Consider the following 23,998-nt stretch of genomic DNA (forward strand, 5'->3'; position numbering starts at 1 on the left):
CCGAAACGCGCGGGTGCTATGCGAGGTAGTCGTGCAGAACCCGGCCGAAAGGCAGCGTGAAATCGACGAGCTGGTGACGAGCGCGCACGATTCTCCGCACCGGGAAGTCGGCGACCCGGCAATTGATATGAGGGATGAGATGCAACCGCGCCTCGCCCTCCCAGGCGCCATGGACCGTGATGTCCGTGAGATTGTAGCCGACGAGCTGCGCTACCTTCGGTGCGCCATCGACATCGGGCAGCAGCTTCAGGTTGATGTTCAGGCCAGCGATGCCGTCGCGCACCTTGTCGAGCTGATCTTCGAGGCTGCGATGCTTGTAGGTCATCGTGCCCATTGCGACGCGCTCGCCGTCATAGTGCAGCGTTCCGGTCAGGGTGTCCTTCATCACGCCGAGGCGCGGCACGCCATACTTCTTGGGGAAGCCCCAGATCTCCCGTCCGCCGGTGATGGGCGGTTCGTCGTCGAGATACATCTGCACGGAGAAATTGCAGGGCTGTCCCTTGTAGCTGGCATAGATCCCGGTGCCGCTCTCCTCATAGGACCCGAAGCCGGAGGAATCCGGCATCTTCATCCACTCGTAATAGACGAGGTTGCCCGGGGCCGGCTCGAGCGGCTCCGGCAACGCGGCGCGGATGATCTCAGGGTCCGTCTCGTAGGTGATGATCAGATATTCCCGCTTGATGAAGCGGTTCGGCGGATGCGGGTAGCTCGGGCTGAAGACGGGCATCGACGGTGCCTTCAGGATCTCGTCCCGGTTCATGCTGGTCGCTCCTTCTCGAAATCAGCCGCAATTCTGGCAGGGGCCCTGCGACAGATTGATGGCGACCGGACGAATAGAAAAGCTTCTCCTCACTGCCCGCGTGAAGATCGCCCTCCACCCCGAGACGTCGTTCTCGGGCGGAGGGCGTTTTGGTCGGATGCTGTCTCAGATCGCCGCTTCGATCAGGAACGGCCCCTTCTTGGCGAGCGCGGCCTTGAACAGGCTGGTGAACTCCTCGGCCGTGGTGGCGCGGGCGGCTTCGACGCCCATGCCCTTGGCCATCGAGACCCAGTCCAGCGCCGGCTCGTCGATGTTGAGCATCAGCGTGGCGTTGCGGCCGAAATCGTTGACGCCGACGGCGCGCATCTCGCCGTGCAGGATCTGGTAGGTCCGATTGGCGAAGACGACTGTGACGATGTCGAGATTCTCGCGCGCCTCCGTCCACAGACCCTGCACCGTGTACATGCCTGAGCCGTCGGCCTGCATGTTGATGACCTTGCGGTCGGGGCAGGCGACCGCTGCGCCGATGGCGAGCGGGATGCCTTCGCCGATCGCGCCGCCGGTGAGCTGGATGTAGTCGTGCTGCGGTGCGCTGTGGCAGTCATAGTAGAAGCTGCGGCCCGAGGAGACCGACTCATCGCAGACGATGCAATTCTCCGGCAGCAGGGCCGAGACGATGGCGCAGGCCTTGTCGGCATCGAGCTTGCCCGTCGGCAGGCCGGGCTGCTCCTTGCGCGGCGAGGCGATATAGACGGGCGCCGTCTTCGTCGCGCCCATCTCCTCGGCGAGCGCCGTGATCGCTGCGGGCAGATCGTCGCCCGGGCTGGCCAGCGTCGCGACCTCGCAGTCATCGTGGACAAGGCGCCCGGGCTTGCCCGGATAGGCGAAGAAACCGACCGGCGTCTGCGCGCCGACCAGCACGAGATAATCGACGTCCTTGAGCTGATCGAGCGCCTTGTCGATCGGATAGAACACCTTGGGCATGGCGACGCGGCCGGCGCCGCGCTGAATGCGCCCATTCGACATCTGGCTGAAGATCTTGGCGCCGGTCGCGGCGCAGACGCGGGCTGCCATCTCCATCGGCTTCTCCCGCAGCGCGAGCCCCGTCAGCATGATCGCGGCGCGCGCGCCATGCTTGCGCAGCCCGGCGGCGACCTCGCGAATCGCCGCTGAATCGACGCTCTTCAGCGCCGGCAGCGGCGTCGGCTTGAGGGCGGCCGGCTCGACGCTGCCCCAGGCGCAGTCGGCCGGCAGGATCACGGTGGTGACGCCGGGCAGCGTCAGCGAGGCGACATAGGCCTCTCCGATCGCCGGGCCGACATCCTCGGGCGAGGCGATGCGGCGGACGAAATGCGACATCGGATGCGCCAGGCTCTCGATATCGCTGGTCAGCGGCGCGTCATGCTGGAGATGGTAGGTGGCATGGTCGCCGACGACATTGATCATCGGCGTGCGGGCACGCCTTGCATTGTGCATGTTGGCGAGCGCGTTCGCCATGCCCGGCCCGCAATGCAGCAGCGTCGCGGCCGGCTTGTCGGCCATGCGGGCATAGCCATCGGCGGCACCGGTCACCACGCCCTCGAACAGGCCGAGCACGCAGCGCATCTGCGGCTTGCGGTCGAGCGCCGCGACGAAGTGCATCTCGGAAGTGCCGGGATTGGCGAAGCAGGTATCGACGCCGTTGATCAGAAGGGTGTCGCAAAGGCGGTCGGCGCCGTTCATCCTGAAAACCTCGACTCGATAGAAGGCGCCCCTGCGCCAGCGGCCGTGAAGGGAGGAAATTCCTCTCGCGCTGTCAAACGAGAGAATGTCATGGCTTTCCCAAGCGATGGTGATCGGCGCCTTGACGGGTTTGCATATGCATTTAACCTGATTTGGAACGAAGGTTGCTTCGCGCCGTGAATGACGCTGTCTAGGCGTCCTGAATGGCGCGTTCGCCGTTAAGCAGGGGAAGGGTTTCGAACATGGCAGCATTCAAGCGCATCGGTGCGAGCGTCGGCTTCGGCCTCGCGGCGCTTCTGGCGGCGGGCGGCGCGCAGGCGCAGACCAAGGTGAATATCGGAATTTCCGGCTGGACCGGCTTCGCGCCGCTGGTCCTCGCCAAGGAGGCTGGTATCTTCGCTAAGAACGGCCTCGACGTCACGATCAAGAAGATTCCGCAGAAGGATCGCCACCTCGCCATCGCCTCGGGTGACATCCAGTGCGCCGCGACCACGGTCGAGACCTGGATCGTCTGGGATGCGGCGGGCATCAAGACCAAGCAGATCTTCCAGCTCGACAAGAGCTATGGCGCCGACGGCATGGCCGTGCGCAACGGTGTGGGCTCGATCAAGGACCTGAAGGGCAAGACGGTCGCGGCCTCGGCGCCCGGCACCTCGCCCTATTTCGCGCTGGCCTGGATGCTCAAGGAAAACGGCATGTCCGTGAAGGATGTGACGGTCGTCAACATGGAGCCCGGTCCGGCCGCGCAGGCCTTCATCGCCGGCCAGAACGACGCGGCGATGACCTATGAGCCCTATCTCTCCACCGTCCGCGACAAGCCGGATGCGGGCAAGATCATCGCCACCACCCTCGACTACCCGATGGTGATGGACACCTTCGGCTGCACGCCGGCCTTCCTCGTCAACGACAAGGCCGCGGCCGCGCTGACCCAGAGCTATTTCGAAGCGCTGGAGATGATCAAGAAGGACCAGGCCAAGGCCTATGAGATCATGGGCGCCGATGTGAAGCAGACCGGCGAGCAGTTCGGCAAGTCGGCGGCGTTCCTGCGCTGGTCGGATGCCGAGGGCAACAAGAAGTTCTTCTCCGGCGACTGGCAGGCCTTCTCGGCCAAGGCCGCCGACCTGCTGCTCGAAATCGGCCTGGTCAAGGCGAAGCCCGACCTCGCTTCGCTGGTCGACACGAAGTTCGTCGCCGGCAAGTAGAAACCGGGGAGGCTGCTTGAGATCTCCGCGAGCCCTCATTCTGAGGAGCCATCCCGAAAGGGATGGCGTCTCGAAGGATGTTCCAGAAGGCTCGGGAACCATCTGGAGCATCGTTCGAGACGCCGCTTCGCGGTTCCTCAGGATGAGGGCTGCAGGGTGACGGCCGGCCTTGAATGCCTAAGCGGCGAAATCCTTCCGGATGTTCTGGAGCCCGGCTTGCGCGTCGTCTTCTGCGGCACGCAGGCCGGAACCGCCTCGGCCCGGCGCGGAGCCTATTATGCCGGTCCAGGCAACAAGTTCTGGTCGGTGCTCCATCAGACCGGGCTGGTGCCGATGAAGCTGGCGCCGGAAGACTTCCGCAGCCTCCCGCGCTACGGCATCGGCCTGACCGATGTTGCCAAGCGGAGCTCGGGCCCGGATTCCATGCTGCGAGGCAGCCATTTCGACGTGGCCGGCCTCGCGTCCCGGATCGCTGCCTGCGCGCCGCGCATCGTGGCCTTCAATGGCAAACGCGCGGCGCAGGCTGTCCTTGGAGTTCGCGAGGGACAGCTCGTCTATGGGCGGCAGGCGGAGACGCTGGCCGGCGCCGAAATCTACATACTCCCCTCGACCTCCGGCGCAGCGGCCGGCTTCTGGTCGATCGAACCCTGGAAGCAACTGGCTATGGCCGTCCCCGGAACGATAGTGCGATGAGACCCTTGCAACCCGTCTCGACCGCGGCCCGCATAGGCTATGGCGTGGCCTTCTTTGCGCTGTTCGTGGCGCTCTGGTCGGTCGCGACCTTCGGCGGCTATGTCCAGCGCCTCTTCCTGGCCGATCCGCTGACCATGGTCGGCGAGGGCTACAATCTGATGGTGCGCTACGGCTTCAGTTTCGACATCATGATGACGATCTGGCGCGTCGTGGGCGGCTTCATCATCGCCGTCATCGTCGCCCTGCCGCTCGGCATCCTGATGGGCGCCTACAAGCCGATCGAGGCGTTCCTGGAGCCCTTCGTCTCCTTCGCGCGCTATTTGCCGGCCTCGGCCTTCATCCCGCTGCTGATCCTGTGGGCCGGCATCGGCGAGACGCAGAAACTGCTCGTCATCTTCATCGGCGCGGTCTTCCAGCTCATCCTGATGATCGCGGTCTCGGTCGGCTCGATCCGGCGCGATCTGGTCGACGCCGCCTATACGCTGGGCGCGACCGACCGCTCGGTCGTGCGCCGCGTCATGCTGCCGAATGCGGCGCCGGAGATCGCCGAGATCTTCCGCCTCGTCCTCGGCTGGGCCTGGACCTATGTCATCGTCGCCGAGCTGATCGGCTCGTCCTCCGGCATCGGCCACATGATCACGGACAGCCAGGCGCTGCTGAACACCGGGCAGATCATCTTCGGCATCATCGTGATCGGCCTCATCGGCCTCATCTCTGATTTCCTCTTCAAGGCGGTCAACCAGCGCCTGTTCCCATGGGCGCGCGCATGAGCAAGCTTGTCATCGACAATGTCGGCAAGGTCTTCGCAGGCCAGCGCGGGGCTGAGCCGACGCGCGCGCTGATGCCGACTTCGCTCACCGTCGCCGACAACGACTTCATTACCATTCTCGGCCCCTCCGGCTGCGGCAAGTCGACCTTGCTGCGCATCATCGGGGGGCTGGAGACGGCGAGCGAGGGGCGCATCCTGCTCGACGGCACGCCGGTGTCGGGGCCGGGAGCCGATCGCGGCTTCGTCTTCCAGAGTTACACGCTCTTCCCCTGGCTGACAGTGCAAGAGAACATCGCCTTCGGCCTGCGCGAGAGGGGCGTGCCCGAGGCCGAGCGGCTGCGGATCGCGCGCGACTGGGCGGTGCGCGTCGGGCTCGGCCACTTCGTCGATCATTTCCCGAAGCAGCTTTCTGGCGGCATGCAGCAGCGCACCGCGATCGCCCGCGCGCTCGCCAACGATCCCAAGATCCTCCTGCTCGACGAGCCCTTCGGCGCGCTCGACAACCAGACCCGCGCCCTGATGCAGGAGATGCTGCTCGGCATCTGGGAGCGCGAGAAGAAGACCGTGCTCTTCGTCACCCATGACATCGAGGAGGCTATCTTCGTCGGCTCCCGCGTCGTGGTGATGAGCGCGCGCCCGGGGCGGATCAAGGCGGATATCCCGGTCGAGCTGCCACATCCGCGGCCCTACACCATCAAGACGACACCGGAATTCGTCGCGCTGAAGGAGCGGCTGGTCGAGGAGATCCGCGCCGAAGTCATCGCCGCCGACCACTGAGTCCCTCCAGCAGTCAGCCATGCTTCCCCAACGGAACCGAACCACGCCGCCTGCGTTGTCATGTCGCAGGCGAGTGCCTGCCTTGCGCCAAAGGGCGGTTACGACGGCGATCCGACTTGCCATCTTGGGGCGAAAGGGGCGCTGCCGAAGGTGGGGCCAATGCATTCGCTGATTGCCAGGATGTTGTCTCGGCTCGCGATCGAGCCACGTATCGATGTCGTTTTTCCCGATGGCACGCTTCAATCCATCGGACAGGGAGCCGTGCCGCGATTGCGGATGCGGATCTTGGATGCGCCGACGGAATTGAAACTTGCGCTCAATCCCGAGCTCGCCTTGGGCGAGGCCGTCATGGACGGGCGCGTCGTGGTCGAGCAGGGCTCGCTCTATGATCTGCTCGACGTGCTGGTCGCCGCCATCCACAAGGCCCGCCCGAAGGGCTGGGGCAAGACGCTGGAGGGGCTGCGCACCGCTGTGCGCCGCTTCCACCAGAACAACACACCGGCACTGGCGAAGCGCAACGTCGCGCATCACTACGACCTGAAGAGCGATTTCTTCCGGCTCTTCCTCGACCCGGACATGCAATACTCCTGCGCCTATTTCGCGCAGCCGAATATGACGCTGGCGCAAGCGCAACTCGCCAAGAAGCGCCACATCATGGGCAAACTCGATCTGCAGCCGGGCCAGCGCGTGCTCGATATCGGCTGCGGCTGGGGCGGCATGGCGCTGTCGATCGCCGGCGAGACCGGCGCTTCGGTGACGGGCATCACGCTCTCCGAGGAGCAACTCGCCATCGCGCGGGAGCGTGGCGGGGAGTCCGGCCTGCCGGTCGAGTTCCGGCTGCAGGATTATCGCCACCTGACGGAGCCCTTCGATCGGATCGTCTCGGTCGGCATGTTCGAGCATGTCGGCGTCGGCTATTATCGCGATTACTTCCGCAAGATCCGCGAGTTGCTCAACGACGATGGCGTGGCGCTGATCCACACGATCGGCCGCTCGACGCCGCCTGGCGCGACCAATCCCTTCATCGCCAAGTACATCTTCCCCGGCGGCTACATCCCCGCCATGTCGGAGGTGGCGGCGGCGGTGGAGCAGGAAGGGCTCGTCATCACCGATGTCGAGGTGCTCCGCCTCCACTATGCCGAGACGCTGAAAGCCTGGCGCGAGAACTTCCTGGCCCGGCGCGCCGAGGCGGTGGCGATGTATGACGAGCGCTTCGCCCGGATGTGGGAGTTCTACCTTGCCGCCTCAGAGGCGAGCTTCCGGCACGACGATCTGGTGGTCTTCCAATTCCAGCTCGCCAAGAAGCTCGACGGACTGCCGATCACGCGCGGTTATATCGAGGAGCGTGAGGGCGAGCTTGGGCGGAAGGCGACGCAGACGAAGGTCGATGAGCCGGCTTAGATGCCGGCTGCTAACAGCACCACCTTTGTCATTCCCGGGCGCGCCGCAGGCGCGAACCCGGAACCCACGACTGGGTGGGATTTGATGCCGGGTTGTAAGCCCCTCACCCGGTCGTGGGTTCCGGGTTCTTCGCTGCGCGAAGCCCCGGAATGACAAAGTTTTCGAGCCGGCCTAGGCCGGCTCCGGCCCGACATAGCGGGCGCGAGGCCGGATCAGGCGCCCGGTCTCGCCTTGCTCCAGCGCATGGGCGATCCAGCCGGCGCAGCGCGCCGCGGCGAAGATCTGGAACGAGACATCCGGCGCAAGCCCGAGTTCGCTCGCGATCGCCGTCAGCACGAAGTCGATATTCGGCTCCTCTCCGGTCAGCGCAGTGACGGCCCGGCGCGTCTCCTCATAGGCCGGCGGCAGCGTGAACGCGGTGAGCAGTGCCCGCGCCCGCGCATCGCCGTCCGGATAGAGCGGGTGGCCGAAGCCGGGCAGGGGCATGCCCGTCGCAAGCCGGGCGGAGACCGCCATCTCGACGCCCTCGCTCGCGATCTCGCGCATCAGCCCGAGCACGCGCGGGGTCATCCCGCCATGCAGCGGCCCGGACAGCGTTGCGAGCCCGGCCAAGATGCAGGCCGCGAGTGAAGCGCGCGTCGAGGCCGCGACGCGCACCGCGAAGGTCGAGGCGTTGAGCTCGTGGTCGGCCAGCAGCACGAGCGCGCGGCGGATCAGGTCGGCGCCGCGTTCGTCGCAGCCCCAGGCCTGCGCCAGCCGGTGATGGATCGGCCCCTGGCCCGGCCGCCCTGCGATCGCATCGACCAGCGCGTCGATGACGGAGGCCGCCTCGAGATAGAGCGCCTTCTTCGCGCGCCCCGCCATGGCGGGATCGCCAGCGGCGCGCGCGGCGATCACCGCGAACATGCGCTGCCGGGCCGGTGCCTCCGGCACGATCGTGAACAGCGGCGGAAAGCGCTGCGAGCCGCAATCCCAGAGCAGCCGCGCGACATCCTCCAGCTTCGCCGTATCGGCCAGGGTCGCGGCATCCTGCCCGCGATACCAAAGTTTGCCGCGCTGGATCGTGGCGATGCCCGAGGCCAGGATCGGCTCGCCGAAGGCGATCGCATCTTCGGCGATGGCGGCGGGCTTGCGCCCCCGCGCCTTGCGATGCTCCAGCCGCGCCACATCCTCGGCCCGGTAGAGCCGCCGCCGCGAATCCGCTGCGTCGCCGCGCGCCTCGATCAGCCCGCGGCTGACATAGGCGTAGAGCGTCTGCGGCTTCAGCCCGAGCCGCTGCATCACCTGTTGCGTCGTCAGCCAGTCGGTCATCCGAAAATATATTGATTATATTGTTCAAGATTGATTCTAGCGATGAAGCTACCGATCCTCAAGCTGTCGTTTTGCAGGAGTGATCGCCATGTCCGATGGCCTTGAAGATGTCGTTGCCGCCCATACCGTGCTCTCGGAAGTCGATGGAGCGGCCGGTCGGCTGGTGATGCGCGGCCACAGCCTAGACGAACTGGCGGGACACACCTCCTTCGAAGAAATGGCCGGGCTGATGCTCGACGGCTTCGTGCCGGACCTGCCTGCCACCAAGGATCTGCCGGCAGCGCTCGGCGCGGCTCGGCAGGAATTGTTCGAGACGGTCGTCGCCAAGGCGACGGTGCCCATGTCGCTCGGCCCGGTCGAGATGATCCGGGCGATGACCGCGTTGATCCCCGATGGTGAGGATGGCGGCACGGTGCTGCGGCTGCTGGCGGCGCCGGCTGTCTTCACTGCCGCGTCTCTGCGCCTGCGGCAGGGTCTCGCACCGATCTCGCCCGATTCGTCGCTGTCGCAGGCGGCCGATACGCTGCGCATGCTGACGGGCAAGGCGCCGACGAAGCAGCAGGCCGCCGCGCTCGATACCTATCTCGTGACCGTCGCCGATCACGGTCTCAACGCCTCGACTTTCGCCTCTCGCGTGGTTGCCTCGACACGCGCCGGGCTGGTCTCGGCCGTCCTTGCGGGCATAGGTGCGCTGAAGGGGCCGCTCCATGGCGGCGCGCCCGGCCCGGTGATCGGGATGCTCGATGCGATCGGCACGCCCGACAATGCCCGTTCGTGGCTTGAAACGGCGCTGGATCGCGGCGACCGGCTGATGGGCTTCGGCCACCGTATCTACCGCGTCCGCGACCCGCGCGCCGATGCGCTGAAGGGCGCGATACGCCGGCTCGGCGCCGATAGCGGGCGGCTCGCGCTGGCCGAGGGGGTCGAGCAGGCGGCGCTCGCCATCCTGCGCGAGCGCAAACCCAACCGCACGCTCGAAACCAATGTCGAATTCTATACGGCGCTCTTGCTGGAGGCGCTCGGCTTCCCGCCGGATTCCTTCACCTGCGTCTTCGCGCTCGGACGGACGACGGGCTGGCTCGCCCATGCCAAGGAGCAGATCGCCGGCGGCCGGCTGATCCGGCCGCAATCGGTCTATGTCGGCCCGCAGCCGCGGCAGGCGGCGTGAGGCGAGGGAAGGCGTCATGCTCGGGCTTGAACCGAGCATCTCGGAAACCAGTGGTTTCTCGTCCTGAGGTTCTCGGGTCGGAGCTGCGCTCCGCCCGAGAATGACGGCAGCTCAGACCCGCTGCAGTCGGATCACGAACAGATCGCTGCTGTTCCCGGCGGCGAGTTTTGCGGTGGCGGGAGCTTGGAACACGGCGCTGTCCCCGGCAGCCAGAGCCGCGCCATTCAGTTGCCACTCTCCCTCGCGCGCCACCAAGACCAGCAATCCATGCTCCACCGCGATCTCATGCGATCCGCCCGTCAGGCGCGCGACGCTATGGCTCCACGTCCCGCGCCGGCTCATCACGTTGAGATCGTCGATCGGCCCGTCGACCAGCACGCCCTCCACCGCGTGGTCGGCGGCGAAGAAAAACGGTGCGGTCGAGCGGTCGAGCGCCACCGTCTCTCCATCGCCGAAGGCGAGGCGGATGCCGTTGCCGGTCAGCACCGAGAGTGTCCGGTCGATGCCGGGGAAGGATGAGAACGGACCGTCCTGCCCGACATGCGCCATCGAGATGCGCCAGTCGAAATCTCCGAGCGAGGCGCCTTCCGGCGCCACCGCGATCTCGGTCGTGGTGCCGCCGCCGTTCTTCCACGGCATGACCTTGCAATCGGCGGCGCGGATGATGCGCATGGAAGGCTCCTTCGAATTCACGCCACCACCCATGTCATTCCGGGGCGCCCGAAGGGCGAACCCGGAACCCACGAATGGGTAGAATGCTGCGATCGGGTAGGGCTCGCCCGGTCGTGGGTTCCGGGTTCTCCGCTGCGCGGAGCCCCCCGGAATGACACGAGGGCTCAGCCCAGAATACCCGGCAGGTTGAGCCCCTTCTCGCGGGCGCAGTCCAACGCGATGTCGTAGCCGGCATCGGCATGGCGCATCACGCCGGTCGCCGGATCGTTCCAGAGCACGCGCGCGAGGCGGGCAGCCGCGTCGTCGGTGCCATCGGCGCAGATCACGACACCCGAATGCTGCGAGAAGCCCATGCCGACGCCGCCGCCATGATGCAGCGAGACCCAGGTAGCGCCACTCGCGGTGTTGAGCAGCGCGTTGAGCAGCGGCCAGTCGGAGACCGCGTCCGAGCCGTCTTTCATCGCCTCGGTCTCGCGGTTCGGCGAGGCGACCGAGCCGGAGTCGAGATGGTCGCGGCCGATCACGACCGGCGCCTTGAGCTCGCCGTTCCGGACCATCTCGTTGAAGGCGAGGCCGAGCCGATGGCGGTCACCGAGGCCGACCCAGCAGATGCGCGCCGGCAGGCCCTGGAACGAGATGCGCTCGCGCGCCATGTCGAGCCAGTTGTGCAGGTGCGTGTTGCCGGGCGTCAGCTCCTTCACCTTGGCGTCGGTCTTGTAGATATCCTCCGGATCGCCCGAAAGGGCGGCCCAGCGGAACGGGCCGATGCCGCGGCAGAACAGCGGGCGGATATAGGCCGGCACGAAGCCCGGGAAGGCAAAGGCGTTCTCCAGCCCCTCGTCCTTGGCGACCTGGCGGATATTGTTGCCGTAGTCGAAGGTCGGGATGCCCATGTCCTGGAAGGCGATCATCGCCTCGACATGCTCGCGCATCGAGGCGCGCGCGGCCTTCTCGACGGACTTCGGATTGGCTTCGCGCGCCTGTTTCCACTGGCCCATGGTCCAGCCCTTCGGCAGGTAGCCGTTGACCGGGTCGTGCGCCGAGGTCTGGTCGGTGACCATGTCCGGCCGGATGCCGCGGCGGACCATTTCCGGCAGGATCTCGGCGCAGTTGCCGAGCAGGCCGACCGACTTCGCCTCGCCATTCTTCGTCCAGCGGGCGATCATCTCCATGGCTTCGTCGAGCGTCTCGGCCTTCTCGTCGAGATAGCGGGTGCGCAGACGGAAATCGATCGAGTCGGGATTGCACTCGACGGCGAGGCAGGAGGCACCGGCCATCACCGCGGCAAGCGGCTGCGCGCCGCCCATGCCGCCGAGGCCGCCGGTCAGCACCCACTTGCCCTTGAGGCTGCCATTGTAGTGCTGGCGCCCGGCTTCGACGAAGGTTTCGTAGGTGCCCTGCACGATGCCTTGGGTGCCGATATAGATCCAGGAGCCGGCCGTCATCTGGCCGTACATGGCGAGCCCCTTCTTATCGAGCTCGTTGAAATGGTCCCAGTTCGCCCAATGCGGCACGAGGTTCGAGTTGGCGATCAGGACGCGCGGCGCATCCTTGTGGGTGCGGAACACGCCGACCGGCTTGCCGGACTGCACGAGCAGCGTCTCGTCGGCCTCGAGCTGGCGCAGCGCCGCGACGATGCGGTCGAAATCCTCCCAGGAGCGGGCGGCGCGGCCGATGCCGCCATAGACCACGAGCTCCTGCGGGTTCTCGGCGACATCAGGATGCAGGTTGTTCATCAGCATCCGCAGCGGCGCTTCGGTCAGCCAGCTCTTGGCTGTGAGTTCGGTGCCGGTGGCGGGGCGGATGACGCGGGTATTGTCCAAGCGGGTCATGAGCGGCTCCGTTCGATGGCTGCGGCTGCGGCAAGCGCGGCTTCGATTGTGGCTGACAAGGCGGTCTGCAGGCTGGCGGCCTTCGGCGCGTCGAAGGTCCGGGGCGCGGTCTCCTCGGCGAGATAGGCCGAGAGCGCGATTTCCATCTGGAGCGCGTGGACTTGGCTTGAGGGGCGCCCGTAATGGCGCGTGATCCAGCCGCCCTTGAAGCGGCCATTGGCGATCTGCGTGAAGGGGTGTCCAGCCATCGCGGCGACGGCGGCGGCCTCAACGCTCGGCGCGCAGCTTTCGCGGGAATTGGTGCCGAGGTTCAGCGTCGGCAGCGTGCCCTCGAACAGGCGCGGGATCACCGACTTGATCGAATGGCAGTCCCACAGCACACAGTAGCCGTGCTCGGCCTTCACCCGCGCGATCTCGGCAGCCAGCGCTGAGTGATAGGGCTGGAAATAGGCCGCCTTGCGCCGCTCGATCTCAGTGGCGTCCGGCGCGGTCTGCCAGATCGGCGCGCCGTCGAAGGTCGTGGTCGGCACGAGTTCGGTCGTCGCCTGGCCCGGATAGAGCGAGACCCCGGCCGGATCGCGGTTGAGGTCGATGACGAAGCGCGAGAGCTGCGCCTCGACGATGGTCGGTGCGAACGGTGCGGCGAAGCCGTAGAGCTGGCGCATATGCCAGTCGGTATCCTCGACCAGCTTGCCACGCTCGTTGAGCTGCGCCGCGACCTCCGGCGGAACGCCGGTGCCGGGATGCGGCATCGAGAGGATCAGCGGGGACGAGCCCCGCGTCACGGTGACGATCTCGGCGCTCACGCCGCGCACTCGGCGAAGCTGTCGAGGCCGGCGGCCTTGCCGACGGCGCCGGAGAGCACGAACTCGGTCGCGGCCGCGAGGTCGGGGGCGAGATAGCGGTCCTCGGTGAGCGGCGCGATCTTGCTGCGCAGCAGGGCGAGCACCGGCTCCAGCCGCGCGCTGGTCTTGAGCGGGCGGTGATGCTCGATCGCTTCCGCCGCCGCCATCAGTTCGACGCCGATGACGCTGGCGGCATTCTTCGCCATGTCGATCAGGCGGAAGGCGCCATGCGTCGCCATCGAGACATGGTCTTCCTGATTGGCGGAGGTCGGGATGGTGTCGACCGAGGCCGGATAAGCCTTCTGCTTGTTCTCGGAGGCGAGCGCCGCAGCCGTGACCTGCGCGATCATGAAGCCSGAGTTCAGGCCGGCATCGCGGGCAAGGAAGGGCGGCAGGCCGCTCATCACGGGATCGACCAGCAGCGCCATGCGGCGCTCGGAGAGATTGCCGATCTCGCAGACGGCCATGGCCAGGATGTCCGCGGCGAACGCCACCGGCTCGGCGTGGAAATTGCCGCCCGAGACGATCTCACCGGGGCCAAGCACCAGCGGGTTGTCGGTGACGGCATTGGCCTCGATCGAAAGCGTCGCGGCGGCGTTGCCGATAAGATCGCGCACGGCGCCCATGACCTGCGGCTGGCAGCGCAGCGAATAGGGGTCCTGCACCTTCGTATCGCCATGGCGATGGCTCTCGCGGATGGCGCTGCCGGCGATCAGGTCGAGCAGGATTTTTGCGACCTTGATCTGGCCGGGCTGGCCACGCAGCGTCTGGATGCGCGGATCGAACGGGGTGTCGGAGCCCTTGAGCGCATCGACCGAGAGCGCGCCGGCGACGAGCGCGGCGTCGAAGACGCGGGCGATGGTGGCAAGCCCGGTCAACGCCAGCGTGGTCGAGACCTGCGTGCCGTTGATGAGCGCGAGGCCCTCCTTGGCGCCGAGCGCAAGCGGGCTAAGTCCGGCGCGCTTCAGCGCCTCGGTCGCCGGCATCACCTCGCCCTTCAGGCGGATCTCGCCGAAGCCCATCAGGGCCGCGGTCATATGGGCGAGCGGGGCGAGGTCGCCGGAAGCGCCGACCGAACCCTTGGCGGGGATCACCGGCAAGGCATCGGCCTTGAGCGCACCGATCAGCGCCTCGATCACGACCGGCCGCACGCCGGAGGCGCCACGCGCCAGGCTCGCGGCCTTCATCGCCAGCAGCAGGCGGACGACGCCGTCAGGCAGGGCCGGCCCGGTGCCGACCGCATGCGAGAGGATCAGGTTGCTCTGGAGCTTGGCGAGATCGGCATCGGCGATGCGGACGCTGGCGAGCTTCCCGAAGCCGGTATTGACGCCATAGGTCACCGTGCCGGCGGCGACGATCTCCTCGACAATCTTCTGCCCGGAGGCGATCGAGGTGGCACTGTCGCCGGCGAGGGCGGCCGTGGCGCCGTCGCGGATGGCGCGCCAATCGGTAAGGCGGGCGGCGCCCGGGGCAAGCGAAACCGTGGTCATTGTCCGTTCCAGATGCGGGTGTGAAGCGGGTTGAAGCCGATGCGGTAGGCGAGTTCGGCCGGGCGCTCGATGTCCCAGATCGCAAGATCGCAGCGTTTGCCGGCCTCCAGCGTGCCGATTTCGTCTTGCAGGCCGAGCGCCGTGGCGGCGTGGCGGGTGAGTCCGGCCAGCGCCTCCTCGGGCGTCATGCGGAAGAGCGTGCAGGCCATGTTCAGGACCAGCAGCGGCGAGGTCAGCGGCGAGGAGCCGGGATTGGCGTCGGTGGCGAGCGCGATGGCGACGCCATGCTTGCGCATCAATTCGATCGGCGGCTTCTGCGTCTCGCGCAGGAAGTAGAAGGCGCCGGGCAGCACGACCGCGACCGTGCCGGCCTTGGCCATGGCGATGACGCCGGCCTCGTCGAGATATTCGAGATGATCGGCGGAAAGCGCCCCCATCTCGGCGGCGAGCTTCGCGCCGTAGAGGTTGGAGAGCTGCTCCGCATGGATCTTGATCGCGAGGCCCTTGGCCTTGGCGGCCTCGAAGACAGCCTTCGTTTCCTCCGGCGAGAAGGCGATGCCCTCGCAGAAGACGTCGACCGCATCGGCCAGCCCCTCGGCCGCGACGGCATCGAGGATCGGCCCGGCAACGAGCGCGGTGTAATCGCCCGAGCTCCCCTTGTATTCCGGCGGCACGGCATGGGCGCCGAGGAAGGTGGTGCGGACGGTGACAGGCCGCTCGCGGCCGATCCGGCGCGCGACCCGGAGCTGCTTCAGCTCGGCCTGCTGCTCCAGCCCGTAGCCCGACTTGATCTCGACGGTGGTGACGCCCTCGGCCATGAGCGCGGCGAGGCGCCGGTCGGCGGAGGCGAAGAGCGTCTCCTCGCTCGCCTCGCGCGTCGCCTTGACGGTGGAGAGGATGCCGCCACCGGCCCGCGCGATCTCTTCATAGGTCGCGCCCTGCAGGCGCAGCTCGAATTCATGCGCGCGGTCGCCGCCATAGACGAGATGAGTGTGGCAATCGATCAGGCCCGGCGTGATCCAGCCTCCCGCGCAATCGACGGTCTCGGCGGCCTGGAAGATGGGCGCCTCGCTGCGCAGGCCGGCATAGACGATGCGGCCGTCTCGGGCGGCGATGACGCCATCCTCGATCGCGCCATAGGGCGCATCGATCGCAACCGACATCGTCGCCAGCCGCGCATTCGTCCAGAGCTTGTCGCAAGCCAGCGTCTCACCAGGCGCTTTCGCCACCGTGCGTCCTCCCGCTACTCTTTGAATTGAGGCCATGGTATCTAATTGCATATGCAATTGGCAAGTGTTATTTGCATATGCAATTGAACGCCAGCGAGCGACGGAGCGAAACGGTGACCGAGACCCTGCATCTGGCCGAGGCTCTCCTGCCCGAGGGTTTTGCCCGCGATGTGAAGCTGACAGTCGCCGATGGCGCGATCGTCTCCGTCGAGGCGGGGGTGAAGCCGGCCGGGGATACCAGCAGCTTCTCAGGCATCACGCTGCCGGGCATGCCGAATCTGCACAGCCATGCCTTCCAACGCGGCATGGCCGGCCTCTCCGAGCGCCGTGGCGCGCCGGAGGATTCCTTCTGGACCTGGCGGGAGGTGATGTACCGCTTCCTCGACCGGCTCGATCCCGATGACGTGCAGGCCATCGCCGCGCAGGCCTTCGTCGAGATGCTGGAGGGCGGCTTCACCGCGCTCGCCGAGTTCCACTATCTCCATCACGACAAGGACGGGCGCGCCTACGCCAACATCGCGGCGATGGGGGAGGCGATCGCTTCCGCCGCACAGGAAACCGGGCTCGGCCTCACCTTGCTGCCGGTGCTCTATCGCTTCGGCAATTTCGGGCAGGCGCCCTCGGTCCACGGCCAGCGCCGCTTCGTCAACGAGCGCGACGCCTATCAGCGCCTGCTGGAAGGCAGCGCCGCCGCAATCCGCGATTTGCCGGACGCGCGGCTCGGCGTCGCCCCGCATTCGCTGCGCGCCGTCGCGCTCGACGATCTCGGCTGGGTCTCGTCGCTGCGCCCCAGCGACCCCGTCCATATCCATGTCGCCGAGCAGGTGCCGGAGGTCGAGGCCAGCCTGAAGATCACCGGCAAGCGCCCGGTTGAATTGCTGATGGACACGATTCCGCTCGATCGGCGCTGGTGCCTGATCCATGCGACGCATCTGAGCGATGCCGAGCGTGACGGCATCGCCCGCAGCGGGGCGGTGGCGGGCCTATGCCCGATCACCGAGTCGAGCCTCGGCGACGGCATCTTCGATGGCATCCGCTATCGCGATGCCGGCGGCGCCTTCGGCGTCGGCAGCGATTCCAATATCCAGATCGATGCCGGCGCCGAATTGCGCCAGCTCGAATATTCGCAGCGCCTGCGCGACCGGCGCCGCGCGCTCTTCGCCGACGAGGCAGCCTCAACCGGTCTCGCGCTTTGGCAGGCCGCTTGCGCCGGCGGCGCGCGGGCTTGCGGCCGTGCTATCGGCGCCATTGCAACCGGCCATCGCGCCGATTTCATCACGCTCGACACCGATCACCCGGCCCTCGTCGGCAGGGGCGGCGCGGAGGCCGTCGACAGCGCGATCTTCGCCGCCAGCGCCCTGCCTTTGCGCGACGTCGTCGTCGGTGGCAGGAGGGTGGTGGCCGAGGGGCGGCATATCGCCCGCGATTCGGTGCGCGCACGCTTCGCCAGCGTGATGCGGCGCCTGCTCGCAGCGGAATGATCAGGGACGACGATGACGGAGACCCGGCTCGACGCGGTGAAACTGGATGGCGCCGGGCCGGTCTACGACCAGATCCGGCGCGCGATCCGCGATCTGGTGGTGACCGGGGAATGGCCGCCCGGTACGAGCGTGCCGCCGGAGCATGCCTTGATGGAGCAACTCGGGGCCTCGCGGATGACCGTGCACCGCGCATTGGTGCAGCTTGCCCGCGAGGGCCTCATCGTGCGCCGCCGCCGCTCGGGCACCATCGTCGCCAATCCCCCGGCCAGCCACGCCATGCTCGATATCCTCTCGATTCCCGAGGAGGTCGCGCAGCTCGGACAGGCCTATGCCTATGATGTGCTGTCGCGCAGCGACGGGCGGCCCGAGGCGGATGTCGCCGAGCGTTTCGGTCTGAAGCGTTCCGACAAGGTGGCTCATCTCGTCGTGCTGCATCGCGCCGACGGCAAACCGCATGTGCTTGAAGAACGCGTGATCCATGCCGATGCCGTCGCTGGCCTCACCGAAGAGGATTTCGCGCAGACCCCTCCCGGCGACTGGCTGCTCAAGCACAGCCTCTGGTCGCAGGCGGAGCATGCGATCAGCGCCGTCGGAGCGGGCGAGGAGGAGGCGGGCCTGCTCGACGTCGCGGTCGGCGAGCCCTGCCTCCTGGTCGAACGCCGGACCTGGAACCAGACGAAGCCAGTCACGGCCGTGCGGCTGCTCTATCCCGGCTTCCGCCATCGCTTCGTCGGGCGCTTCGGCCCCTACGGGCAGGTCTGACGCGGCAGACCAGGCGGCATAAAAAAGGCCGTCGCACTCTCTTCATCCGCGCTGCCTATCCGGAGAGGTATGCGTATTTCGCCAACTGCCCGCGTTCCGATCGTGACGGATCGTCTGGTTCTGCGCCCCAGTTCCGCGCTGGACGTGAGCAGAGCCGTCGAGATCAGATCGAATTGGAACGTGTCGCGCATGCTGCAAATGGCGTCCTTTCCGCCTGATGCGTCGGAGGTTGGCCAGTGGTTTGCCGATCACGAGCGCGAATGGACGACCGGAGAAGCCTATCGTTTCGCGATATTGCTCGGAGGAACGATGATCGGCCTCGTGGACATTGACAATGTTGACGCCACCGAGGGCACGCTCGGTTACTGGCTTGATGGAACAGCATGGGGGCGCGGCTACGGGTCCGAGGCAGCAGGTGCGGCGGTTCGCTTCGCGTTCGAGACGCTTCGCCTGTCCAGGCTCAAGGCAGGGCATGCATTCGACAATGAGGCATCAGGACGGGTGTTGCGAAAGCTCGGATTTCGTGAGGTCGACGCGGTTCAACGCCTCTCGCAGTCCCGCCGAGAGAATGTCGTGCAGCGGCGTTACGTGCTGGCCACAGAGCCTGATGAGATCTCCGGTTTTCTGCCCGACTGAGACATCCGCGGCGACGGGCGCGTTGGCTCGCATCGCCCTATGAAAGAAGGCCCGCCGGATCGGCGAGCCTTCCATGGATCCGCTGAAGCCTCGCTCAGCAGGCGTAACGCACGCGCCGGCCCCACTCGTCGCGGCCGTAGCAGATCTGATCCGGCGTCGCGGCATGGCCAATGATGGCGCCGCTGGCGCCGCCGATAGCCGCACCCGCCAGGGCACCGCCGGCCCGGCCCGTAGCTGCACCGCCGATAAGGGCGCCTGCGCCCGCGCCGATAAGAGCGCCAGTACCTGCATTCTGTTCACGCGCGGTGCAGGCGCCCAGGGCGGCTGCGAGACCCACGATGACCATGAACTTCTTCATGCCGACTGTTCTCCTCTTCACAAAACGGCGATTTCGCTCGCAGTCCGAAACCAGCCGTGCGGCCAAAAAGTTCCCGATGCGGAGCGCGACCTCCATTCACATGACGAAAAAGCCGGAAATGTGATGCCGGAAGATTGCACAAAAAGGCTCTGAAAAAGCTGGAACCTTTGGCTTCCGCAGGACGTTGAGGAGACGAGTTTCCGGGGCTGAAGCGACGCGCCCCCGACACATGGAGGAACCCGACATGGCGATGTCCACCACGTCCACCACCACTGCCAATCCATTGATTGCGGGGGCTCGCGTTGCGGGAACGGACGTCTACAACGCGGCTGGCGAGCATCTCGGCGAGATCTACGACGTGATGCTGGACAAGCAGACCGGAAAGGTCGCCTACGCGATCATGTCCTTCGGCGGCTTCCTCGGCCTCGGCGAGAAATACCATCCAATTCCGTGGAGCGTTCTCGACTACGACCCGCAGCGCGGCGGCTACGTCGTGCCTCTGACAAAGGAAAAGCTCGAAGCTGCGCCGATGTACGACAGCGAGGGCGAGCCCGACTGGGAGGACAAGGCTTACGGCAAGCGTGTCCACGACTATTACGGCACGATGCCCTACTGGATGATGTAGCGGCTGCCAGACGCTGGTCGCGGCGGTTGCTATCCCCCCAGCCGAACCGCCGTGGCGGCGGGATGCGGGCCGAAAGGCCCGCATCTTCTTTTTGCGGCGTCTCATGCGTTCTCGCAGGTGGACGCGGCGCTTTTTGGCCAGAGCGAGGGAACCAGAGGGCGCCCTCGCGCGTCTGCTCGGTGGGGGAATTCGAGACCCGATGAGCCACCGCGGCACAGCCGCGAGGCGGCCGTCCCTCACATCAGGAGAAGGCGAGATGCGCATCCGTTACGGCTATCGGATCGAGTTGGTTTGCGCGCGTGAGATGCCCCTTGTCACATTGCTCGATGTCCACCCCTCGCGCCGCCACGACCTGACTATGCCCGACGAGATGCGGGTCAGCGCCTTGGCCGATCCCTCGCTGCCGATCGCCGTCGCACAGCATCTCGACGCCTTCGGCAATATCTGCCGGCGCATGGTGGCGCCTCCCGGCGGCATCCGCCTTGAATCGGAAGGGGTCGTGCATGATTCAGGGGAGCCCGATCCTGTCCACCCGGCGGCACGGGAGATCGCCCCCTCACGTCTGCCCGACGAGGCGCTCCTCTATCTGCTCGGCAGCCGCTACTGCGAGACCGACAAGCTCTTCGATCAGGCCTGGTCGCTGTTCGGGCAGGTCGCGCCAGGCTGGCCGCGCGTCCAGGCGATCGTCGATTTCGTCCACAATCACCTGACGTTCGGCTATCATTTCGCGCGCAGCACGCGCACGGCCGCTGAGGCCTTCGAGGAGCGGATCGGCGTCTGCCGCGATTTCGCGCATCTGGCTGTCGCGCTGTGCCGCTGCATGAACATCCCTGCCCGTTACTGCAATGGTTATCTCGGCGATATCGGCGTGCCGCCGAATCCCGCGCCGATGGACTTCAATGCCTGGTTCGAGGTTTTCCTGGGCGGCCGCTGGTACACCTTCGATGCCCGCCACAACGAACCGCGCATCGGCCGCATCGTCATCGCCCGCGGTCGTGACGCGACCGATACTGCGATGATGTGTTCCTTCGGAATGCATACCTTGCAGCGCTTCGAGGTGATCACCGAAGAAGTCGATGAGACGCCCATGCCGCTGGCCCCGCCGCAGCCCGCGCAATTCGATGCGCGCCCCGCAGCAGCGTGAGGGCGGTCTTGCGCAGCCACGCGGGGCACCTATCTTGGGCTCCACATGCGTCACACCGTTGTCGTCAACGCCCGCGCCGGAGCGGTCCTCGAAGGAGGTGCCGACGCCTTTGCGGCTCGTGTCGAGGCCGCCTTCAAGGCCCATAGCTGCCACGCGGACGTCAAGCTCGTCCCGCCGCGCGAGATCGGCAGCGCCTTGTCGCTGGCGATCGAGAAGGACAGGACGATACCGGTCCTGGCCGGCGGCGACGGCACCATCAACGGCGCCTTGCCCGTGCTGATTCAGGCGGACCGCCCGGTCGGCATTCTGCCGATGGGAACCGTCAATGTGTTGGGGCGAGACCTCGGCCTGTTCGGCCCGCTCGAGCAGCAGGTTGCGGCGCTCTGTCATGGCGAGCCTGTCGCGATGGATGTCGGCCGCGTCAACGACCGGCTGTTCCATTCGATCTCCGGCATGGGTTTCTTCAGCCTGATGGCGCGCGAGCGTGAACATGCGCGCCGCCGCTTCCCCTTCAGCCGTGTCGCCGCCTTCGGTATCGCGGCGACGCGCTCGATCCTGTTCACCCGTCCCGTCGCCGTCGAGATTGCCATCGGCAATCAGAGCCGGGTCGTCGAGGCGGATGCCGTGCTGGTCACCGTCAATCGTTTCAACGGCGCCGAATGGCGGCGCGATTGTCTCGATGGCGGCGTCTTCGAAGTCCACGTATTGAATGCGGGTGGCCTCTATTCGCGTAGCAAGGCGGCCTTGTCCGTCGCTTCCGGCCGCTGGCGTTCGTCCCGCAATCTCAGCTCCTTCACGGGCAATGCGGTCACGCTGTCCCGCCGCGACAAGCGGCAGGGGCACATCACCTTCGACGGCGAGGTCGAGCGCAGGGCAGGGGCGTTGACCTATGGCTTGCTGCCCAGAGCCTTGACCGTCATCGCCGCTCGCCCGACCCGATTCTGGAGTTGAAAGTCGCCATGCCTGAGCCGCTGCACGCTTTGAGCCAGGCGTCGGCGCCATGGTGGCAGCCGCGCGTTCTCGTGCCGGCTGCCGCGGCGCTGGCCTTTGTGGCGCTGGCCGCCTTCATCGCCTCGGGCCACAGCTTCGCCTTCGATACCAAGCTGGTCCTGCTGTTCCGCGACCCGGCCAATCCCGCCGTTCCGATCGGGCCGACCTGGTTCCAGGAGGCGGTGCGGGACATGACGGCACTTGGCAGTTTCGTCGGCTTGTTCTTCATGGCGACCACCGCGACGCTGGCGCTCTGGCTCTGTGGCTATCGGCACCTGGCTGTGGGCCTCGTCGTCAGCCTGCTCGCGGCCCTGCTGGCCAGCAATGGGCTGAAGATCGCGATCGGACGCCAGCGGCCCGACATCGTAAGCCATGCGGCGCTCACCTTTACTGCCAGCTTTCCGAGCGGGCACGCCTTTCTCTCGGCGGTGACGCTGCTCAGCATCGCGGGCTTCGTCGGCCTCGCCTCGCGGCGCCACGACATCAAGCGCCTGTGCTTCGCGCTGGCCTGGGTGATGATCGTGCTGATCGGCCTCAGCCGGATTTATCTCGGCGTCCACTGGCCGACCGACGTCATCGGCGGCTGGTGCCTCGGCATCGCCTGGTCCACCATCGCGGTCGCCTGGCTCGGGCGGAAGATGGCGGCTTCCGACCCGGCCTGACGGCGCTGACGCTTTCAGCGCCCAGCCTTCGAACCGGCTCAGCGCATGTCGATGGTGGCGTTGACGCCGAGATCGGGCGTGCGCCCCAATATCTTCGCCGTCGCCAACTTGAAGGCGACGACGACGCTGCTCGAGGGGCCGTCCCAGATTTCTGCCGAGATCGGCGTCAGTGCGAGCAGGGTGGCGTCAGGGTCGTCAGGCCCATGCGGGAACCAGGCGCTCGCCAGGGGGGTCCAGATCTCGCGCAGCTCGTTCCTTCCGGGCACTTCCGAAGCCGAACAGGAGATCGCGGCGTAGAAGTTCCGGTTCTCGTGGCTGATGGCGATGGAGACGGAGGGCGAGCGCAGGGCCGCCCCGACGATGCCGGTATGACGATGGCTGATGAAGAGCAGCCGGTGGTGATCGCGGTCGAGATGCCCCGACATCGGCCGGGTTTTGATGGCATTTTCGGCCAGTAGCGAGACCATGTAGACGGGATGCGCGGCAAGCGCCGTCCAAATTCGCTCCTGCTGTTCCGTCTCGTGCATCGCTCGCTCCAGCCAGCGCGATCCTGGCATGGCTCGCGCCGAATTTGAACGCCGATGGTGGCTGAACGTTCCGTCCTCGCGGAACTTTGAGCGGCAGGCCGGCGTTGGCAGGGCGCCGCGGCTCCGGCCGCCTCGTCAAGGATGTTTCATGCTCGCTTCGCGCAATCTTCTGGTTGTCCTCATCGTCGTGCTCGTCGCCGCCCTGGCCGTGACCGGCTACTCGCTCTACCAGGAAAAGAAGCAGCCCGATGGCGTTCAGATCTCGGTCGGCAAGAACGGTCTGTCGATCAAGGAGAAGTAGTTTCCGCCGGCGATGCAGTTAGCGGATGGCTCCCCGACCGTCGGGCATTGGCCTTCCCGGTCCAAAGGCGCTAACACCCTCCCACAAGCCTGTTCGTGGGAGAGAAAGATGAACGCGCCCTTCAAGAACCTCATCGCCGGCGAATGGGCTGGCGGAGCCAACGCCTCGCGCAACATCAACCCCTCGAACACCGGCGACGTCGTCGGCGAGTACGCGCAAGGGACGGTCGAGGACCTGAACAATGCCGTCGCCGCCGCCAAGGCCGCATTCCCGGCTTGGAGCCGCACGACGCCGCAGGAGCGCTACGACATCCTGAAGAAGGCCTCCGACGAGATCCTCGCCCGCAAGGACGAGCTCGGCCGCCTGCTCTCGCGCGAGGAGGGCAAGACCCTTCCCGAGGGTATCGGCGAGGCGACCCGCGCCGGCCAGATCTTCGCCTTCTTCGCCGGCGAATGCTTGCGCCTTGGCGGCGAGATGATCCCCTCGGTGCGCCCCGGCGTCGGCGTGGAGGTGACGCGCGAGCCGCTCGGCATCATCGGCATGATCACGCCGTGGAACTTCCCGATCGCGATCCCCGCCTGGAAGATCGCGCCGGCGCTCGCCTGGGGCAATTGCGTGGTCCTGAAGCCGGCCGATCTTGT

General features: G+C 66.7%; 25 protein-coding genes. 15 read left to right on the top strand and 10 right to left on the bottom strand.

All coding sequences use genetic code 11. From position 1 onward, the window contains the following. Positions 1-16: 16 nt before the first annotated feature. Together AC1DEZ_RS24505 and AC1DEZ_RS24510 are read right to left on the bottom strand one after the other, a co-directional pair. The gene (locus AC1DEZ_RS24505) at positions 17-760 is read right to left on the bottom strand and encodes an acetoacetate decarboxylase (protein ID WP_441510788.1); all 744 of its coding nucleotides are present in this window, start codon (positions 758-760) and stop codon (positions 17-19) included. 165 nt (positions 761-925) lie between these two features. Then, the gene (locus tag AC1DEZ_RS24510; RefSeq protein ID WP_441510789.1) at positions 926-2,482 is read right to left on the bottom strand and encodes an acetolactate synthase large subunit; all 1,557 of its coding nucleotides are present in this window, start codon (positions 2,480-2,482) and stop codon (positions 926-928) included. Positions 2,483-2,724: 242 nt separating this feature from the next. On the opposite strand from AC1DEZ_RS24510, the gene AC1DEZ_RS24515 reads away from it, so the two are divergent. The 5 genes from AC1DEZ_RS24515 to AC1DEZ_RS24535 all read left to right on the top strand — a co-directional run bounded on the left by AC1DEZ_RS24515 (position 2,725) and on the right by AC1DEZ_RS24535 (position 7,324). Next, on the top strand, positions 2,725-3,684 hold the full coding sequence (locus AC1DEZ_RS24515; protein ID WP_441510790.1) for an ABC transporter substrate-binding protein: 960 nt from the start codon (positions 2,725-2,727) through the stop codon (positions 3,682-3,684). A 156-nt stretch (positions 3,685-3,840) separates the two neighbouring features. After that, entirely contained in the window at positions 3,841-4,377 is a 537-nt protein-coding gene (locus AC1DEZ_RS24520; protein WP_441510791.1) for a mismatch-specific DNA-glycosylase, read from the top strand. Beyond that, the gene (locus tag AC1DEZ_RS24525) at positions 4,374-5,147 is read left to right on the top strand and encodes an ABC transporter permease (protein ID WP_441510792.1); all 774 of its coding nucleotides are present in this window, start codon (positions 4,374-4,376) and stop codon (positions 5,145-5,147) included. Before AC1DEZ_RS24520 ends, AC1DEZ_RS24525 begins: the two co-directional genes overlap by 4 nt. Further along, positions 5,144-5,923, top strand: a complete 780-nt coding sequence (locus tag AC1DEZ_RS24530) for an ABC transporter ATP-binding protein (protein WP_476780912.1) — start codon at positions 5,144-5,146, stop codon at positions 5,921-5,923. The genes AC1DEZ_RS24525 and AC1DEZ_RS24530 overlap by 4 nt, the downstream gene beginning before the upstream one ends. A gap of 180 nt (positions 5,924-6,103) precedes the next feature. Beyond that, a complete protein-coding gene (locus AC1DEZ_RS24535; RefSeq protein WP_441510794.1) occupies positions 6,104-7,324 on the top strand; it encodes a class I SAM-dependent methyltransferase in 1,221 nt (406 codons plus the stop codon). A 171-nt stretch (positions 7,325-7,495) separates the two neighbouring features. Here AC1DEZ_RS24535 and AC1DEZ_RS24540 read toward each other — a convergent pair whose 3' ends face one another. Continuing rightward, a complete protein-coding gene (locus tag AC1DEZ_RS24540) occupies positions 7,496-8,635 on the bottom strand; it encodes a citrate synthase family protein (protein ID WP_441510795.1) in 1,140 nt (379 codons plus the stop codon). Positions 8,636-8,723: 88 nt separating this feature from the next. Between AC1DEZ_RS24540 and AC1DEZ_RS24545 the strand changes: the two genes are divergently transcribed. Then, complete coding sequence (locus AC1DEZ_RS24545) at positions 8,724-9,803, top strand: citrate synthase/methylcitrate synthase (RefSeq protein WP_441510796.1); 1,080 nt, start codon at positions 8,724-8,726, stop codon at positions 9,801-9,803. A 111-nt stretch (positions 9,804-9,914) separates the two neighbouring features. On the opposite strand, the gene AC1DEZ_RS24550 is transcribed toward AC1DEZ_RS24545, so the two are convergent. The 5 genes from AC1DEZ_RS24550 to hutI form a co-directional block, all read right to left on the bottom strand. Then, positions 9,915-10,475, bottom strand: coding sequence for a HutD/Ves family protein (locus AC1DEZ_RS24550; RefSeq protein ID WP_441510797.1), 561 nt, complete (start codon positions 10,473-10,475; stop codon positions 9,915-9,917). A 164-nt stretch (positions 10,476-10,639) separates the two neighbouring features. Next, entirely contained in the window at positions 10,640-12,307 is a 1,668-nt protein-coding gene (gene hutU, locus AC1DEZ_RS24555; protein WP_441510798.1) for a urocanate hydratase, read from the bottom strand. Next, on the bottom strand, positions 12,304-13,113 hold the full coding sequence (gene hutG / locus AC1DEZ_RS24560) for an N-formylglutamate deformylase (protein ID WP_441510799.1): 810 nt from the start codon (positions 13,111-13,113) through the stop codon (positions 12,304-12,306). Before hutG ends, hutU begins: the two co-directional genes overlap by 4 nt. Continuing rightward, positions 13,110-14,642 (bottom strand): histidine ammonia-lyase, encoded by a 1,533-nt coding sequence (gene hutH / locus AC1DEZ_RS24565; protein ID WP_441510800.1) that lies wholly within the window; start codon positions 14,640-14,642, stop codon positions 13,110-13,112. The genes hutG and hutH overlap by 4 nt, the downstream gene beginning before the upstream one ends. After that, complete coding sequence (gene hutI, locus AC1DEZ_RS24570) at positions 14,639-15,805, bottom strand: imidazolonepropionase (RefSeq protein WP_441511186.1); 1,167 nt, start codon at positions 15,803-15,805, stop codon at positions 14,639-14,641. Before hutI ends, hutH begins: the two co-directional genes overlap by 4 nt. 143 nt (positions 15,806-15,948) lie before the next feature. Between hutI and AC1DEZ_RS24575 the strand changes: the two genes are divergently transcribed. The 3 genes from AC1DEZ_RS24575 to AC1DEZ_RS24585 all read left to right on the top strand — a co-directional run bounded on the left by AC1DEZ_RS24575 (position 15,949) and on the right by AC1DEZ_RS24585 (position 18,750). Then, positions 15,949-17,352 carry a formimidoylglutamate deiminase gene (locus AC1DEZ_RS24575; protein WP_441510801.1) on the top strand — a complete coding sequence of 468 codons (1,404 nt, stop codon included), beginning with the start codon at positions 15,949-15,951 and terminating at the stop codon, positions 17,350-17,352. A gap of 12 nt (positions 17,353-17,364) precedes the next feature. Continuing rightward, positions 17,365-18,114 (top strand): UTRA domain-containing protein, encoded by a 750-nt coding sequence (locus tag AC1DEZ_RS24580; RefSeq protein ID WP_441510802.1) that lies wholly within the window; start codon positions 17,365-17,367, stop codon positions 18,112-18,114. A 69-nt stretch (positions 18,115-18,183) separates the two neighbouring features. Then, entirely contained in the window at positions 18,184-18,750 is a 567-nt protein-coding gene (locus AC1DEZ_RS24585) for a GNAT family N-acetyltransferase (RefSeq protein ID WP_441510803.1), read from the top strand. 94 nt (positions 18,751-18,844) lie between these two features. Here the strand turns inward: AC1DEZ_RS24585 and AC1DEZ_RS24590 are convergent, their stop codons facing one another. Then, positions 18,845-19,108, bottom strand: a complete 264-nt coding sequence (locus AC1DEZ_RS24590; protein ID WP_441510804.1) for a glycine zipper domain-containing protein — start codon at positions 19,106-19,108, stop codon at positions 18,845-18,847. A gap of 244 nt (positions 19,109-19,352) precedes the next feature. Between AC1DEZ_RS24590 and AC1DEZ_RS24595 the strand changes: the two genes are divergently transcribed. From AC1DEZ_RS24595 to AC1DEZ_RS24610, 4 genes are all read left to right on the top strand, one after another. Continuing rightward, a complete protein-coding gene (locus tag AC1DEZ_RS24595) occupies positions 19,353-19,733 on the top strand; it encodes a PRC-barrel domain-containing protein (protein ID WP_441510805.1) in 381 nt (126 codons plus the stop codon). Between the two features lie 256 nt (positions 19,734-19,989). After that, positions 19,990-20,877: a transglutaminase-like domain-containing protein gene (locus AC1DEZ_RS24600; RefSeq protein ID WP_441510806.1), complete on the top strand. Its 888-nt coding sequence runs from the start codon at positions 19,990-19,992 to the stop codon at positions 20,875-20,877. A 45-nt stretch (positions 20,878-20,922) separates the two neighbouring features. Next, positions 20,923-21,828: a diacylglycerol/lipid kinase family protein gene (locus AC1DEZ_RS24605; protein ID WP_476780913.1), complete on the top strand. Its 906-nt coding sequence runs from the start codon at positions 20,923-20,925 to the stop codon at positions 21,826-21,828. Between the two features lie 8 nt (positions 21,829-21,836). Continuing rightward, a complete protein-coding gene (locus tag AC1DEZ_RS24610) occupies positions 21,837-22,529 on the top strand; it encodes a phosphatase PAP2 family protein (protein ID WP_441510808.1) in 693 nt (230 codons plus the stop codon). Between the two features lie 38 nt (positions 22,530-22,567). On the opposite strand, the gene AC1DEZ_RS24615 is transcribed toward AC1DEZ_RS24610, so the two are convergent. Next, the gene (locus AC1DEZ_RS24615) at positions 22,568-23,056 is read right to left on the bottom strand and encodes a pyridoxamine 5'-phosphate oxidase family protein (protein ID WP_441510809.1); all 489 of its coding nucleotides are present in this window, start codon (positions 23,054-23,056) and stop codon (positions 22,568-22,570) included. Between the two features lie 148 nt (positions 23,057-23,204). Here AC1DEZ_RS24615 and AC1DEZ_RS24620 point away from each other — a divergent pair, with 148 nt between their 5' ends. Further along, the gene (locus AC1DEZ_RS24620) at positions 23,205-23,357 is read left to right on the top strand and encodes a hypothetical protein (RefSeq protein WP_441510810.1); all 153 of its coding nucleotides are present in this window, start codon (positions 23,205-23,207) and stop codon (positions 23,355-23,357) included. A 108-nt stretch (positions 23,358-23,465) separates the two neighbouring features. After that, positions 23,466-23,998, top strand: a 533-nt coding sequence (locus AC1DEZ_RS24625) for an aldehyde dehydrogenase family protein (RefSeq protein WP_476780914.1), incomplete at its 3' end; no start/stop codon positions are given.

The organism is Allobosea sp. 10L422 (genome assembly GCF_056395345.1).

Excerpts from the sequence above, each read along its gene's own strand:
- AC1DEZ_RS24505 (WP_441510788.1), bottom strand. The coding sequence starts at position 760 with ATGAACCGGGACGAGATCCTGAAGGCACCGTCGATGCCCGTCTTCAGC.
- AC1DEZ_RS24510 (WP_441510789.1), bottom strand. The coding sequence starts at position 2,482 with ATGAACGGCGCCGACCGCCTTTGCGACACCCTTCTGATCAACGGCGTC.
- AC1DEZ_RS24515 (WP_441510790.1), top strand. The coding sequence starts at position 2,725 with ATGGCAGCATTCAAGCGCATCGGTGCGAGCGTCGGCTTCGGCCTCGCG.
- AC1DEZ_RS24525 (WP_441510792.1), top strand. The coding sequence starts at position 4,374 with ATGAGACCCTTGCAACCCGTCTCGACCGCGGCCCGCATAGGCTATGGC.
- AC1DEZ_RS24530 (WP_476780912.1), top strand. The coding sequence starts at position 5,144 with ATGAGCAAGCTTGTCATCGACAATGTCGGCAAGGTCTTCGCAGGCCAG.
- AC1DEZ_RS24535 (WP_441510794.1), top strand. The coding sequence starts at position 6,104 with ATGTTGTCTCGGCTCGCGATCGAGCCACGTATCGATGTCGTTTTTCCC.
- AC1DEZ_RS24540 (WP_441510795.1), bottom strand. The coding sequence starts at position 8,635 with ATGACCGACTGGCTGACGACGCAACAGGTGATGCAGCGGCTCGGGCTG.
- AC1DEZ_RS24545 (WP_441510796.1), top strand. The coding sequence starts at position 8,724 with ATGTCCGATGGCCTTGAAGATGTCGTTGCCGCCCATACCGTGCTCTCG.
- AC1DEZ_RS24550 (WP_441510797.1), bottom strand. The coding sequence starts at position 10,475 with ATGCGCATCATCCGCGCCGCCGATTGCAAGGTCATGCCGTGGAAGAAC.
- hutU (WP_441510798.1), bottom strand. The coding sequence starts at position 12,307 with ATGACCCGCTTGGACAATACCCGCGTCATCCGCCCCGCCACCGGCACC.
- hutI (WP_441511186.1), bottom strand. The coding sequence starts at position 15,805 with ATGTCGGTTGCGATCGATGCGCCCTATGGCGCGATCGAGGATGGCGTC.
- AC1DEZ_RS24575 (WP_441510801.1), top strand. The coding sequence starts at position 15,949 with ATGCAATTGAACGCCAGCGAGCGACGGAGCGAAACGGTGACCGAGACC.
- AC1DEZ_RS24580 (WP_441510802.1), top strand. The coding sequence starts at position 17,365 with ATGACGGAGACCCGGCTCGACGCGGTGAAACTGGATGGCGCCGGGCCG.
- AC1DEZ_RS24585 (WP_441510803.1), top strand. The coding sequence starts at position 18,184 with ATGCGTATTTCGCCAACTGCCCGCGTTCCGATCGTGACGGATCGTCTG.
- AC1DEZ_RS24590 (WP_441510804.1), bottom strand. The coding sequence starts at position 19,108 with ATGAAGAAGTTCATGGTCATCGTGGGTCTCGCAGCCGCCCTGGGCGCC.
- AC1DEZ_RS24595 (WP_441510805.1), top strand. The coding sequence starts at position 19,353 with ATGGCGATGTCCACCACGTCCACCACCACTGCCAATCCATTGATTGCG.
- AC1DEZ_RS24600 (WP_441510806.1), top strand. The coding sequence starts at position 19,990 with ATGCGCATCCGTTACGGCTATCGGATCGAGTTGGTTTGCGCGCGTGAG.
- AC1DEZ_RS24605 (WP_476780913.1), top strand. The coding sequence starts at position 20,923 with ATGCGTCACACCGTTGTCGTCAACGCCCGCGCCGGAGCGGTCCTCGAA.
- AC1DEZ_RS24610 (WP_441510808.1), top strand. The coding sequence starts at position 21,837 with ATGCCTGAGCCGCTGCACGCTTTGAGCCAGGCGTCGGCGCCATGGTGG.
- AC1DEZ_RS24615 (WP_441510809.1), bottom strand. The coding sequence starts at position 23,056 with ATGCACGAGACGGAACAGCAGGAGCGAATTTGGACGGCGCTTGCCGCG.
- AC1DEZ_RS24620 (WP_441510810.1), top strand. The coding sequence starts at position 23,205 with ATGCTCGCTTCGCGCAATCTTCTGGTTGTCCTCATCGTCGTGCTCGTC.